The 14,887-nt window shown below is 39.1% G+C and carries 14 protein-coding genes; 5 read left to right on the plus strand and 9 right to left on the minus strand.

Translation table 11 applies throughout. The features are described from left to right. Window positions 1-92: 92 nt before the first annotated feature. Window positions 93-998, minus strand: coding sequence for a metal ABC transporter substrate-binding protein (locus tag ACDF53_RS02265; protein ID WP_005387669.1), 906 nt, complete (start codon window positions 996-998; stop codon window positions 93-95). A gap of 147 nt (window positions 999-1,145) precedes the next feature. On the opposite strand from ACDF53_RS02265, the gene ACDF53_RS02270 reads away from it, so the two are divergent. The 3 genes from ACDF53_RS02270 (at window position 1,146) to ACDF53_RS02280 (ending at window position 3,269) form a co-directional block, all read left to right on the plus strand. Then, a complete protein-coding gene (locus tag ACDF53_RS02270) occupies window positions 1,146-1,919 on the plus strand; it encodes a metal ABC transporter ATP-binding protein (RefSeq protein WP_370815359.1) in 774 nt (257 codons plus the stop codon). After that, window positions 1,912-2,730 (plus strand): metal ABC transporter permease, encoded by an 819-nt coding sequence (locus ACDF53_RS02275; protein WP_296008694.1) that lies wholly within the window; start codon window positions 1,912-1,914, stop codon window positions 2,728-2,730. Before ACDF53_RS02270 ends, ACDF53_RS02275 begins: the two co-directional genes overlap by 8 nt. 131 nt (window positions 2,731-2,861) lie before the next feature. Beyond that, window positions 2,862-3,269 (plus strand): Fur family transcriptional regulator, encoded by a 408-nt coding sequence (locus ACDF53_RS02280; protein ID WP_295782080.1) that lies wholly within the window; start codon window positions 2,862-2,864, stop codon window positions 3,267-3,269. Between the two features lie 103 nt (window positions 3,270-3,372). Here ACDF53_RS02280 and ACDF53_RS02285 read toward each other — a convergent pair whose 3' ends face one another. From ACDF53_RS02285 to ACDF53_RS02300, 4 genes are all read right to left on the minus strand, one after another. After that, window positions 3,373-4,713: an anaerobic C4-dicarboxylate transporter gene (locus ACDF53_RS02285; RefSeq protein ID WP_295782084.1), complete on the minus strand. Its 1,341-nt coding sequence runs from the start codon at window positions 4,711-4,713 to the stop codon at window positions 3,373-3,375. 216 nt (window positions 4,714-4,929) lie between these two features. Then, window positions 4,930-6,318, minus strand: a complete 1,389-nt coding sequence (gene bioA, locus ACDF53_RS02290; protein ID WP_105090089.1) for an adenosylmethionine--8-amino-7-oxononanoate transaminase — start codon at window positions 6,316-6,318, stop codon at window positions 4,930-4,932. Window positions 6,319-6,438: 120 nt separating this feature from the next. Further along, the gene (gene bioD, locus ACDF53_RS02295; RefSeq protein ID WP_227721195.1) at window positions 6,439-7,191 is read right to left on the minus strand and encodes a dethiobiotin synthase; all 753 of its coding nucleotides are present in this window, start codon (window positions 7,189-7,191) and stop codon (window positions 6,439-6,441) included. A gap of 409 nt (window positions 7,192-7,600) precedes the next feature. Then, window positions 7,601-8,146 (minus strand): carbonic anhydrase, encoded by a 546-nt coding sequence (locus ACDF53_RS02300; RefSeq protein WP_227721196.1) that lies wholly within the window; start codon window positions 8,144-8,146, stop codon window positions 7,601-7,603. Between the two features lie 342 nt (window positions 8,147-8,488). Between ACDF53_RS02300 and ACDF53_RS02305 the strand changes: the two genes are divergently transcribed. Together ACDF53_RS02305 and ACDF53_RS02310 are read left to right on the plus strand one after the other, a co-directional pair. Next, on the plus strand, window positions 8,489-9,529 hold the full coding sequence (locus tag ACDF53_RS02305; RefSeq protein WP_227721197.1) for a YeiH family protein: 1,041 nt from the start codon (window positions 8,489-8,491) through the stop codon (window positions 9,527-9,529). Between the two features lie 135 nt (window positions 9,530-9,664). Further along, window positions 9,665-10,279 (plus strand): LysE/ArgO family amino acid transporter, encoded by a 615-nt coding sequence (locus tag ACDF53_RS02310; protein ID WP_105090086.1) that lies wholly within the window; start codon window positions 9,665-9,667, stop codon window positions 10,277-10,279. A gap of 163 nt (window positions 10,280-10,442) precedes the next feature. Here the strand turns inward: ACDF53_RS02310 and ACDF53_RS02315 are convergent, their stop codons facing one another. The 4 genes from ACDF53_RS02315 to ACDF53_RS02330 all read right to left on the minus strand — a co-directional run bounded on the left by ACDF53_RS02315 (window position 10,443) and on the right by ACDF53_RS02330 (window position 14,826). Then, window positions 10,443-11,327, minus strand: a complete 885-nt coding sequence (locus ACDF53_RS02315; protein ID WP_005387647.1) for a LysR family transcriptional regulator — start codon at window positions 11,325-11,327, stop codon at window positions 10,443-10,445. Between the two features lie 75 nt (window positions 11,328-11,402). Next, on the minus strand, window positions 11,403-12,602 hold the full coding sequence (locus ACDF53_RS02320; protein WP_227721198.1) for an MFS transporter: 1,200 nt from the start codon (window positions 12,600-12,602) through the stop codon (window positions 11,403-11,405). A 205-nt stretch (window positions 12,603-12,807) separates the two neighbouring features. Next, a complete protein-coding gene (locus tag ACDF53_RS02325) occupies window positions 12,808-13,413 on the minus strand; it encodes a hypothetical protein (RefSeq protein WP_227721199.1) in 606 nt (201 codons plus the stop codon). 141 nt (window positions 13,414-13,554) lie between these two features. Continuing rightward, window positions 13,555-14,826: a putative porin gene (locus ACDF53_RS02330; RefSeq protein ID WP_370815360.1), complete on the minus strand. Its 1,272-nt coding sequence runs from the start codon at window positions 14,824-14,826 to the stop codon at window positions 13,555-13,557. Window positions 14,827-14,887: the final 61 nt, after the last annotated feature.

Genomic DNA, 14,887 nt, shown 5'->3' on the forward strand with positions numbered 1-14,887 from the left:
GCTCCAAAATTATAGATATTACAACTTTAAATCTTACGTACAATGCGTAGAGCTAAAAAAGCAGCCCTATAAGGGCTGCTTTTTCGTTCATCTTATTGTAAAGATGCTGCAATTTTTGTAAGGTTTTCATCCATACGTTCTAAGTATGTTTTATTATCTTCGTTGCTTTCGATTGTGTAAATAGTTTCTACCTTAGCACCAACTTCGCTTGCCAAAGTTTTAGAAACTTCTGGGCTAGCCATTTCTTCTGCAAAGATAGTAGTGATATTGTTTTCTTTACAATATTTGATGAGTTCAGCCAATTGAGCCGCATTTGGTTCACCTTCGGCAAATACATCTTCTACACTATTTTGTTCTAACCCAAAGTCACGGCATAAGTACGCAAATGCTGCATGACCAGTAACGAAGTTTTTATGTGGAGCTTTAGCGAATTGATCTTCATATTTTTTGATCATTGCATCTAATTTAGCAACATATTCATTATAGTTCTTTTCATAGTAATCTTTGTTTGCTGGGTCAGCTTTTACAAAAGCATCTTTAATATTTTTCACTTCGATTTTCGCATTTTTCAAAGATAACCATGCATGAGGATCTTCTGCACCATGTTCTTTAATTTCTTCAGGATCAGTATTTTTGATAGCTTCTACGCCATCTGTAGCAACAACAGTGATGAGTTTGCTATTTTTAGCCGCATCAATTGCTTGTTGTGCCCAAGGTTCCATACCAAAACCGTTGTAAACGAATACTTGAGCTGTTGCCAATTGTTTCATATTTTCAGGTTTCAACTCGAAATCATGTGGCTCTACGCCATCTGGAATAATAGTAGATACCTCTACCTTGTCACCACCAATAGCCTTTGCAAATTCAGCCATTGCGTTAAAACTTGTTACCACTTGGATCTTCTTACCTGCTTGTTCCTTTGGTGCATCATTGCCACAGCCTGCAAATAATGCAGCCATCATGATGCCTATCATTAACAAAACCAGCTTCTTGACCATCGTAGTCCTCCTTTGTGAAATCCTGATCGCTATGCTTTCATAGAATAGTAACCATTCTTTAGTTGCAGTTGCGACTCAGTTGCATTTGTAATATAGTTATAGTATAAACTTACTCAAGATTTTGTCAATTAGAAAAGTGGTTTTTATATGTTATCTATTGAACATCTTTATTTTTCCTATCAAGGTCAGCCACCTTATGTGTTGAATGACCTTAACTTACATATTCACAGTGGTGATTATATATCCATCGTTGGGGACAATGGGTGCGGTAAAAGTACTCTTCTACGTCTCATTTTAGGGTTCCTGACACCTGTAAAAGGCTCTATCAAACGAAATACAAACAACATTCGCTACGTATCTCAGAAGAATGATTTCTCCCATGCCGGATTTCCTATTACGGTAAAAGAAATACTCGATTCCTATCGTAAATTGCTCAAAATTAAAGATAAACATGAAGTAGATCGCGTATTAGAGCTTACCAATATGACCGAGTTCAAAGACCGTTTAATCAGCAAACTATCTGGGGGGCAAGCACAACGCGTATCTATCGCTCGTGCCCTCATCGGTAGTCCTGACCTTATTATCCTCGACGAGCCATCTACTGGTATCGACCGAAAAAGCCAAGAAGGCATTTACGCCCTGTTGCGCGAGTTAAACCAAGTACACCATATTACAATTATCTCCGTAGAGCATAATCTTGAAATGGCCCTAGCCAATTCAACTAATATCTACCACATTGCAAATGGCCAAGGTCACCTTTGCTCTCCTGAACAATACGCTAGTGAAATCATGCACAGCACAGGGCGCAATCCTATGGATCATGAAAACTGTGCTTGCTTTACAGATGTAACACCTCAGGCTCAGGCTCAGGCTCAGGCTCAGGCCGATGATACTACAGCTAAGGAGGTGCACCATGTTTAGTTATGAATTCATGCAAAATGCCTTCTTCGTAGCCATCTGCATTTCTCTACTCTGTCCATGCATCGGTATTTTCATGGTTCTACGCCGTTCTAGTATGATTGGCGATACCATGAGCCATGCATCGCTAGCAGGTATTACATTAGGCTTATTAACAAACACAAATCCTATCCTAGGAGCATTTATCTTTACTGCTATTTGCGGTGCTCTCATCGAGTTCTTACGAAAATACTTCTCCCACCATCTCGATTTGATCCTAACCATCATCTTGTCACTTAGTATTGGTACCGCTATTACGCTAATTAGTTCAGGCAAGTTGAAAGCTAATGCTAATGTGTTCTTCTTCGGCAGTATCTTAACCGTAAACACAACAGATATGATTAGCATTGCAGCCCTAACTATTTTATCTGTTTTAACCTTATATTTCTTATATAACTCACTCCTCTACATCGCCTATGATGAAGAGGCAGCTCGTGTAGCCGGTGTTAAGGTTGATTTTATCAATTACATCTTTGCTATCTTGATGGCTGCAGCCGTATCTATTTCTATTAAAATCGTTGGCGTTCTCGTATTAAGTGCCATGATTGCCTTACCTGTAGCATCGGCATTACAATTAGAAAAAGGCTTTAGAACCACATTACTCTGTTCTATTGGATTTAGTTTGCTAGCCATGGTCATCGGCCTATTCGGATCCTATTATCTCAACGTAGCTCCAGGTGGTTTTGTATCTCTCACATCGGTTGCAATTCTACTCGTAGTATTAGTTATCAAAAATATCAGAACCATCCTACGCCGTATGCAATTTAGCAAGTAAACAAAGATAATCATATATATATATATATAGCTATTCTATTAGCAAAATAAGATAGCTATTCTGTACAAAATAAATTATCTACTTATACTTGTGTAGCATGTTTAGTATTAAAACAGAATCGAAAGAGCGTTATGAATACAACAAATTGGCCTGAAGGCATAAAAAAGACCAAACAGCGCGAAGCCATTTGGTCCGTATTAACAACTACAGATAAACCGATTACTGCTATGGAAATCGCAGAGCGATTGGGCGATGGTAGCACCACATGGATGTCTACCATTTACCGCACCCTTGAATTATTAGAAACAAAAGATATTGTTACCCGTACAACACTCATGGGTAGCGATATGGCCTATTATGAGATTACCCCTCATACGCATCGTCACTATGCAGTATGTACTAAATGTGGCGCCATGATTCCGCTCCACACCTGCCCTGTCGTAGAAATGCCACAGGAACTAACAGATGCAGGATTTACAGTGACAGAACATCACTTGGAAATAGCGGGGATCTGTAAGGACTGCAAGAATAAAGGTTAATAAAACTCTATAAACAAATGCAAGAAAAAGGACGTAACTGTAAGAGTTACGTCCTTTTGTAGTTTTATTATCGTTAGTAATGGTTCTAATGAACTTTCACCAATTACAACATCAATGGAGCCACTACGAAGCCAAGTGCTACTGCGATAGCGATGGCAAGTACACCAGGGATGAAGAACGGATGGTTAAATACAAGTTTCCCGATTCGTGTTGAGCCGGTATCGTCCATTTGTACAGCCCCCAAGAGTGTTGGGTATGTAGGCAATACGAAGAGGGCAGATACGGCTGCGAATGATGCGATAATGATATATACGGATCCTGGGTTTTCTGGAGTAATACCGAGAGCCAGAATTACAGCCGGTACCAACGCTTGTGTAGTTGCCGCTTGGCTATACAACAATGTACTAGCAAAGAAGAATGCTACCGCTAATAGGAATGGATAGGCTGTTACCAAGCTAGATGCTAGAGCTTTAATTTCAGGGATATGACCTTTTACGAAAGTATCGCCCAACCATGCTACGCCTAGTACGCAGACACATGCGGATAAACCGGATTTGAATGTGCTTGTATTAACAAGTTGTGCTGTATCAATCTTACAGAAAAATGTAATAGCCGCTGCAATAATCATCATGAAACCAACGATGGCATCATTTCGACCAAAGATAACTGGTTTAATAAGACCAATGTTCTTGGAGATAGCAGTTGCATAGAATACGATACAAATAATACCAATCAAGAAAATCAATACAGAAGTTTTCGCACCTGGTTTCAAGTGGAAATCAGCACTCTTTTCACGAGGTGGAGCCACATGACCTGCTGCCAAACGTTCTTGGTAAACTGGATCGGAAGACAAATCATTATTCGCGAAGGTAGACATGATAAATGCCGTAATCATAACCGCTACGAATGTTGTAGAAATACAGATGGCAAGCAATGTTGGATAGTTGACACCATATGGTTCAAGGAAACCACTCATAGCAACAACTGCGGCGGATACTGGGCTCGCTGTAATACCGATTTGGCTTGCTACAACGGCGATGGATAATGGTACAGATGGCTTAATGTTTTCACTTTTTGCCACCTCTACAATAACAGGAATCATAGAGAATGCTGTATGACCTGTACCAGCCAATAGCGTTAAGAAATACGTAACTGTTGGTGCTAAGTAGTTGATATGCTTAGGATTTTTACGCAAAATACCTTCTGCAATACGCACCAAATAATCGAGACCGCCAGCGAGTTGTAAAGCACAAATAGCAGCGATAGCAGACATGATGATGAGAATTACATCCCAAGGAATCTGCCCTGGGAACATCCCCATGCCAAGGCTTAACAACACTACACCAAGGCCGCCAGCGTAACCGATGCCCATCCCACCAAGACGAACGCCGAGGAAGATGGCACCAAATAAAATAATAACTTGCATAATTACATAAATGTCCATACGATGACCTCCTTTATACGTATATAGTATCATAGATATGCAAAAATATCATCGAATTTTCACAATGTATAGTCTATAGTTTAAAGACTTAACGAAACATTATCCGCTAAACATATAAAAAGCTATATATGCCGACGACTCTAGAACCGTAGAATCATGACATATATAGCTTTTACGTTTACCTTAAATCTTTATAAAATACTTAGCCGTAAATTGTTATAGAATTATTGGTCGTAAGTCTTCGAGGATTCCCTCTTCTTCAGTAGCGCGTTGGATACTTTCACCAACAATGCGAACCATATCCTCTAATTGTTCCACAGTGGACGCCAATGGCGGCATGAGGATTACCACATCACCGATTGGACGGCAGATGAGGCCTTGTTCACGAGCAAGGATGGCCACTTTAGCCCCTACCGCATCATTTGGACGATACGCCTCATGAGTAGCCACATCTTTTTCAAGTTCAATCCCTACGATGAGGCCTCGTTGACGAACCTCTTTAACATGTTTCAAGTTTTCGATTGGCTTCAATGCATTGGTGAAAGCCTCGATTTTCTTAGGTAATCCTTCGATAACCTTTTCATCGCGGAATACTTGTAAAGAAGCTAGTGCGACGGCACAAGCCAAGGCATTCCCTGTATAGGAGTGGCCATGGTAGAAGGTTTTCTTTTCTTCAAATGTACCGAGGAAGGCATCGAATACACGTTGTGTCGTCAATGTAGCAGCGAGAGGCATATAACCGCCAGTAATACCTTTGGACAAGGTCATGAAGTCTGGCGCTACCCCTTCGTGTTCACAGGCAAAGAATTTACCTGTACGACCAAAGCCTGTGGCTACTTCATCGACAATGAGGAATACGTCATGTTTCGCCGTTAATTCACGAACCCGTTTCAAATAGCCATGAGGCATAACAAGCATGCCTGCTGCAGCTTGTACTAATGGTTCCATAACGAGAGCTGTGATTTCATCGCCCTCTTCGTTGAGGATGCGTTCTAATTCGGCCAAAGACTCTTCAAAGGCTTTTTCTCGATCAGCTACATCGCGATATACACCAGGGCTTGGCAATGTCAAAGGTTTGAATAATAAATTATGGAATACTTGGTGGAATAATTGAATACCACCTACAGATACGGTGCCTAATGTATCCCCGTGATAGCCTGCATTAAGGGCAATGAACTTAGTTTTCTTTGTTTGTCCTACAAGTTGGCGATATTGGTAGGCCATCTTGATAGCAACTTCAATAGCCGTACTGCCATCATCGGATAAGAATACTTTATTTAAGCCTTCTGGCGCGAGCTCTACCAATTCTTTACACAACTGTGCAGATGGCGGGCTTACAAGACCGAGCAATGTGCTATGAGCAATCTTATCCACTTGTTCCTTCAAGGCTTGGTTTAATACAGGATGATTGTGTCCATGAATATTAACCCATAAGGAGGACACGCCGTCATAATACTTTTTACCGTTCTCATCGATGAGGTATACCCCCTCACCACGTTCGATTACTACTGGTTCTTGTGCTAACCAATCTTGCATTTGTGTAAATGGATGCCATACAAACTCATGGTCCCACTGTGCTGCTTGTGAAAGCTGTTTCTCTGCCATTTCGTCACCTCATACGTACAAATTCTACAAACTATAACTCTCAATACCTATAATACTCAATTACTATAACAGTCTATTACCATAAATAATTAGTCTAAATTAAATTAAAATATCTAACTACTATATACCTAATACTGTATTCCATACCTTCTTAGAATCCACAAAGGATCGAGCCCAACCAAGCTGAACCTTTTGAATATCTGGCCCTTGGTATGGCGGTACAACAGCTACTACAGGAATACCTGTATATCGTTCCATATCCTCTACATTTGTTTTCAATAAGAATGGATCTACTGCCGTTGTATCATTTACGATGATAGCTTTCACCTCAATACCATGCATCTTCGCGTATTCACAAGTCAAAATCGCGCGGTTAATGGAGCCCAATCGTCCATCAGCTACAACGATGGCTGGTAATTTAATATCTTTCATTAAATCCGTGAATGTTTTATCGCCGTAAAGAGGTGTTGTAATACCACCAGCACCTTCTACAAAGGTTAGATCATAGCGATTAACAACATCTAATGTATGAGCTACTACACCATCATAATCGATTTCTATACCAGATAACTCTGCTGCAAGACGGGGAGAAAAATCACCAGCGATAGCATATGGGTTAACCTCATGACGACGAGATTCAGGAATACCTGCGCAACGCATTAAATGCGTAGCATCCTTGCTTTCAAGGCCAACATTATAATTATCCTCATCCATCGTTACACATTCAGGAAAAGGTACCGCACTAGAGGACACTGGTTTAACCATACCAACCGCAAAACCATCATCTACAGCCATGGCCCCTAACAGCCCTGTCACAAACGTCTTGCCTACATCTGTATCTGTACCAATTATAGAAATACCTAACTGCTTCATACATGTCTCCTCTCAGCGATACTTAACGCCGCATAGGTTAACTAATTTATGTGAGTAAGTTTACAATCTAATTACAATATACAGCCAAACGGAATATATAGTCAACCTATTATTACGCTTAAGGTTAACCATGATAGGACTATATGGGGCCCCAATACATCAGTGGGAGCTAAATTAAAAATCACAGAACCTAGCTCATCGCTCCATAGTAAACTAAGTCGCTCTTTACTAGGTTCTGTGATTTTTATGGCTGTACTTATGTAATAGTCCCATATAGTCCTAACCGCAACCTTAAATGCGAGAATAATAGGTTAGCTATATAAGGGGAAAGAAAAAAGAGTGATGACTTTAGTCATCACTCTTTTTCACTTAAATGTACAAATCAACTTGGGCCCCATCAAATCTCAGATTATATTTCAAGGTAGCGGAATTCGCCTGTATCAGGATCCATCATCCCTCCATAGAATCCCATTCCTTTTGGGAATAGTGGATGGTGACGCAAGAAGTTAACTGTATAGATTACATTGTCTTCGGAGATATGGAAACGATCCATCCAGTCAATAAGGCCTGGTTCGATCATGCGAATCGCATCTTCACTGATACCTTTTTCTTTCATTGACTCCATAAATGTAGTAGCAGAGAAATCAATCATACCACAGTTTTCATGGCCAATGATTAATACGTCTTCAATCTCCATACCATAAGTAGCAACTAGCAAACTTTGTACGATATTATCGATTGGTTGTGTTACGCTATTGCCGGCTGTTTTAATGACGATAATTTCGCCACGGTTAAAACCTAGTGCATCTTCTAGCATGCAGACTAAACGCGTATCCATACATGTGACAATACCTAGTTTTTTTGTAGGATGGCTTGTTAATCCTGCTTTTGGTAATTCTGGGTGGTTTTTCACATACTCTTTATTGGTTTCAATTATTTGTTTAATATCAATCATAAGGTACCTCATTTACATTTCTATCTATAAAATAGATTCTATTCATTATATACAATATATTCAATGAAAAACAAGAGATTTTCATCACATATAAATATTTATTATAACCTATATCCTTCATAAGAAATCCACAAAAATCGTATTAATTCAATATTTATAATTAATATTCATTTATTATACTCTTCGTTCTTATATATTTATAAAAATGAATATACTGTATATTTCTTACATTACTAGTAGATTATAATTCCCCCAATGTGGTATTATTAAAACTATAGAAGAGAAACGCCACATGATACCACATATGGCGTGAACTGTATGTACAGTAAGGAGATTTTTATTATGGGTATCAATCAAAAAACGTTGCCAGGCATTCTGCTCTGTGCAGTCCTCGCTATTCCTTGTTGGCTATTAGGCCTAGAGTTTCATCTAATCGGTAGCCCAATCTTTGCTATCATCTTAGGTATAATTATTGGCTCCGTATTCACATCTTGGAAGCGCGAAAAAACTGGTGCCGGCATCGGCTTCACATCTAAAAAGATTTTACAATGGGCTGTTATTTTATTGGGCTTTGGCTTAAATATTACACAGATTTTACATGTAGGTTGGATTTCATTACCTGTCATCATTTCAACCATCGCTACATCCTTAATCGTGTCCTATGTTATCTATCGACTCACTCATATCGACTCTAATACAGCTGTACTTATCGGCGTAGGTTCCTCCATTTGTGGTGGTTCTGCTATCGCTGCAGCTGCACCAGTCATCAAGGCAGAGGATCAAGATATTGCACAGGCTATCTCCGTTGTATTCTTCTTCAATGTAGTAGCAGCTTTTGTATTCCCTCCATTTGGTGATGCTATTGGTCTTTCCAATATGGGCTTTGGTCTATTTGCTGGTACCGCCGTAAACGATACATCCTCTGTAACAGCTACAGCTGCCGTATGGGATAGTATGAAAGGCACTGGTACACAAGTACTAGAATATGCGACAATCGTTAAATTAACACGTACCCTCGCTATTATTCCTATTTGTTTAGGTTTAGCAAGTTACCAAGTATATAAAGCAAAACAAAGTGCTGCTCAAGCTGATGGTAGCAGTGTTAGCATCGCTAAAATCTTCCCTAAATTTGTTTTATACTTTGTGATTTGTTCTCTTATTACAACAGTATTATCCTATGCGAATGTAGATATTCAATTCTTGAGTGTATTCAAAACTATTTCCAAATACTTTATTACAATGGCCATGGTTGCTATAGGACTTAATACTAATATCGTAAAATTGATAAAATCCGGTGGTTCTGCCCTTGCATTGGGTGCTTGTTGCTGGATTGCCATCACAGCAGTCAGCCTAGCTACACAACATATGATTGGTTTATGGTAAGAAATATACATACCTATTTTAATATGATATAATTGTATATAGTTAGAATAGTAATAACCCCTCCAGTAATGGAGGGGTTTCGTGCTACTATTCACCTTATTAGTACTTTATCATACTATAGTTAGGAGGGTTAACATGTACTTCTTACAAGGACTTCTTGTCGGTCTCGCAACATTTGCCCCTGTTGGCATGCAAAACCTCTTCATCATCAACACAGCATTGGTACAGCCTATACGTCGTATCATATTGACCCTTATCATATTGGCACTATTTGATATGAGCCTCAGTACGGCAGCCTTCTTTGGCATCGGCGCCATTCTTGAAATGTGGCCGCTTACAAAGCTTATCGTACTCCTTTTTGGGGGCCTACTGATTGTATACATGGGCTTTAATATATTCAGAACTGAACCAGATATGCGCAATGTTAACACGCATATCCCTATTCGTAAGATTATCATATCTGCTATCGCTGTATCTTGGGGCAATCCTCAAGCAGTACTTGATGCAACTATGATGCTCGGTGCTTTTCAAGCTAATATCCCAGAAGAGAACATTTACCACTTCTTTGGCGGTTTTTTAGTTATGACACCAATTTGGTTTGGATCCTTAGCCGCTACCATGCATCTGTTAGCAAAAAAAATCAAAATCACCCATATGGCTTGGATCAACCGCTTCTGTGGCGCTGTCCTCGTCATTTATGGTATAAAATTGTTCATCGATGGGGTTACAATGCTTTTAGAATATATTTAATCAAAATATCTCCAATAGTATAATCCTTAAACAACAAAGCCGTTAGCATATGCTAACGGCTTTTATATTGCAAATATCTGTTGTTATACAAATATCTTTTGTTATATAACGATGAATTTTGTTTTACTATAATTCATCTTCGTATAGTAAAACTCTGAGTATATTAAAACTCTGACAAAACTTGATTAAACATTTCTCTAAAGGCTTCTACATAGGTATTACTTTGATTTCGTTGAGATACAAAGTAGTAATTACGTTCCATGGATTTGCCATGATTAGTCAATACCTTGCGCTCAATGCCAGGCATGGAGTCTGTTAAGTATTTAAAGCGATCTAATAACAATAAGCCTTGTTGGCCTGCCACTAAATAGCGCGCTTCCTCTAAAGTACGAGCATACGCAAAGGCTCCAGCATAGCCAATGGCCTTACGATAGTGCTCCTCCTCTCCTATCGTATACTTACCACGGCATACTAGGATAAGGGGTAAATCATCAATCGTTTTAATTTCAACGCTGCCTTCCTTTGTATACCCTTGTGGCACCTCAATCACGGTAGTCGCCTTATCGATCAAATGACTTTCAAAATCATCAGATAAAATCTGCCACTGATCATTAAAAATCACATCTACACGGCGATCATCTAACATGCCATACAGTTCTTCATGGCTGCCACTATACATACGGATATCTAGATTTTTATAGCGCTTCGCCATGCGAATGACCGTTTGCTGCATAGCCATTCCACTATAACGATTCAAATAACCAATCCGTAAACTGACACGTGCATCTGTGCCGATGCGGGTTGTTTCTACCTTAATATCGTGAAACCGTTCTAGTAATTTTTTACCAGAGCGATATAGATATTGTCCCGCTGGTGTTAGGTGAAAGCTTCTCTTTTCTCTCACCATCAGCTCCACCCCAAGACTCGTTTCAAGGGCTTTAATTTGTTGTGAAATAGCAGATTGAGACACATATTGCTCTGTCGCAGCTTGGGTAAAACTATTATTATCAACTACACACACAAAATACTCTAATTGTTTTAATAACATAACGATACACTCTCATCTCTCTTATAGTTAGTGACCTACACCACTAACATACTTCACAACAACTACCAACCCCTCTCATTGGTATTTGCTAGACACAACTAAATTACGGTATACAAACCAGGACGCTACAAAGAATATAGCCGCTGTAGACCAGAATACAGCACCATAGCCAAAAGCACGTGCAATAATACCACTAATAACAGGCCCCAATACATTGCCCATCATAGCTACACTAGATACGGCCCCAAAGACAATACCGCGCCGCTCAATAGGAACAGCTTTAGATATTAGGGTATTTGCGATTGGTGCAATAAAGCCCATAAAGAATCCTGCAATAGCACGGAATATACCAAGGCCCCATATGCTAGGCATCAAGTATTGCAAGATAAATAGGGACCCCACAGCCCATGTAGCGGTAAAGATAATACGTGGCATCGTCAATCGTTGTGTAACCTTACTGATTGAAATGGATGCCAATGCGCTAAACAAACCAGCTCCAAAGATAATGATGCCCACAATAGTAGCAACAAATTCATCATTCACAGACATATAATGTTTGATATAAAGCGGTAAGATTGGACCAATGCCAGTAATACCAAAATTACACAAAAACTGCATCGCTACTAATAGGCGAACTCGGGGTATCATTAGAAATGATTTAATCAAAGAAATCTGTGATTCTTGAGCATCAACCTTGTGCTTAAACTGCAGATTAGGCATTAAGAAATAAATACCTAATAAGCAAATTCCAGTCAATCCAGAAAATACAAAGAATGGTGCCCTATAGCCTAATAGATCGGCCGCTAAGCCCCCCATAAGAGGTCCAAACACGAGCCCCATCACCATAGAGGCTTGATATAGCCCCATCGCCCATGGCACCTTTTCCTCAGGCGTTATGAGGACAATAATAGCTAAACCTATCGGTACATAGCCACCTACTACACCTTGCAAAATTCTTAGAACCAATAGCTGAGACGGGGTTTGTGTGAAAGCACAGGCCCCTACTGTAACCATTAAGGTAAATAAGATAAACATCATTACCTTACGTGGTCCCAGTTGATTTGCCTTGCGCGACCAATACGGTGCACTGAGCGCTACCATACAAGGCGTTACACCTGATACGATACCAGCCCACATAGCAGCTTCACCTGGATTATGTAAACCTAGCTCTATAAGAAATAACGGAAGGAATGATAGTACCCCTATAATCGTTATTCCCCCACCGATCTGTATAATACAGATCAGATAAATAATTCGTTTCCAAGAAGAATCCATAATGACCTTCTTTCTTAACTTTTAAAGTTATTATATACTCTATTTTATTAATAGACTGTATATTTTTAAGGATTTATAGAATATAAACCCATAATATTATTGTATCCTAAACAGAAAAAAAAGACCATCTCTTATCACATAAAGGATAGAGATGGTCTTTATACTATATAACTTTCAACCTCATCCAAAAGGTATGACAATCATACTATTTTTGTTTGAACATCCAGTAGATGTAATAGATAACAAGTGCATATGTTACTACATCAAATACTGGTAAGAATGGCACCATTTTAGATAAACGGCCAAAACCATGCACGTGAATATTTGCCGCAATGATGGCAATTAGATTTAAACGATGAATCCAGATTGCTTTTTTACGGGATACGGACTTTGCCATGTTGCCAACCCAAGGTGATAAGTACAACACTGCAAAGATAAGAGCAATAAACATCGCTACAAGGGAGATATATCCGCCCCAGAAACCTAAGAATGACTTTAGAGCTTTCAAGAAATATACATACCAATGGGCACATACGAGGATAACACTGACAACCCCTACAATGCGATGAATATCAAACATCTCTTTAGGATTATATCGTGTGATAAACCATTTGGGTTTTGTCGCAATGTATGTCAATACAAGCCATGCAACATACGGCACAAGGCCTAAATGAACCTTCCAGTTACCAAATGATCTACCACCTGTTACATAACCATATTCAACCATACCCATAAATATTAAAGATAAAACTGCAATCCAAATTAAAATATGATATTTACTTTTAAACTGCTTTTTTACTACTTCTGCCATGTAAACCTCACTATTTCTTATACAAACTACTAGTATACATCTAGTTGGTCTAATGTAGCATGCTAAACAATTTCAATCTACATAGCATTCTACTTAGAACTAATCATTGATTAACTATCAGCCTAATCGTAAGCATCAAAATTAGAATTTGAAGTTAAGGTCTGCACGGTAGTAATCATTTACACGATTGCCGTCTTGTGTTTTAGCATTAAAGCCATAGTATGCATTAATACCAATATTTTTCTCTGGTGCATAAGATGCACCTAATTGCCATGCTTTATAACCTTCATACCGTGTTTTCTTTAATAAATCATTAGATTCATATTTTTGCGTTTTAAATACAGGTGCATTTTTAGCTTGATCAAAGTAATCTAAGCGGATAATCCAAGAGTTCTTCTTGTTAATTTTATAATCGCCCCATTTAACGCCTACGTTCCAAATATCAGAATCACTTAAGCCAGATGCTTTTACCCACTCACCATCAATACCGAGTTTACCAACATTGTATTTAGCATTAAAGCCATATACATTATCGAATTCGTTATTTTTCTTGCCATTACCCATACGTACATTCGTGGTACCAACATGAGCAAACATACCGCCAAAGCTAAAGCGATCATTAACAGCCACATTGGCATTGATAAGACCTACATCACCATTATCAGCTTTACTCGTCTTAGCAAAACGGCCTGCTGTCATATAACCATACGCACCATTTAATGTAACTTTTTTACCTACCTTAGCTGTAGCACCTACACCATCAAAGTTAGAGCTATAAATCAAGCCGCCGCCAAATTTTTGAGTATAACGACCAGCATCAACGACTACATTTTTACCAAATTTGTGCTCTACATATGCCAAATCCCAGTTAGCTTGAGCTTCTTTAGAACTATCACCTAACTCAATAGAGCCTGTTGTAATACGTGCTTTAACAGATGTATTTTTATTAACCTTTGCATCTAGACCTAAACGTACACGGGCTGTAATTTTATCTTCATAATCATAACCATCGATACCCTCTCTGCCGATGTAGTTGATACGAGCATCACCAGTAACCTTTACATTGCCTACGCGGTCTTCCAATTTAGCTACACGCACACCAAGTGTATTCAATTCGTTGGAGAACTCGTCGGCCAAGCGGTTCAACATAGCTTGTTGTTCTGCATTAGCACGATCTTGATTAGCCATGCCTTTCGCAATCATTTGAGCCATTTCGTAACGAGTAATGTTATTTTGGCCTTTGAAAGTACCATCAGGATAACCATTGATAATACCAGCTGTAGCTAATTGATCTACCGCTTGGTAAGCCCAGCTATCGGACGGAACATCGGAGAAGGGGTTGACAGCAAAGGCTGTAGCCACACCCATCATGGCTGCTACTGCAAAAGCACTAGTCATTTTACGCTTCATCATAATAAACCTCACACACTAAAATAAGAAAAATAAAATGAGTAGATAATGAAATTTTGAAGTT

Source organism: Veillonella sp. (assembly GCF_041333735.1).
Lineage (GTDB): Bacteria > Bacillota > Negativicutes > Veillonellales > Veillonellaceae > Veillonella.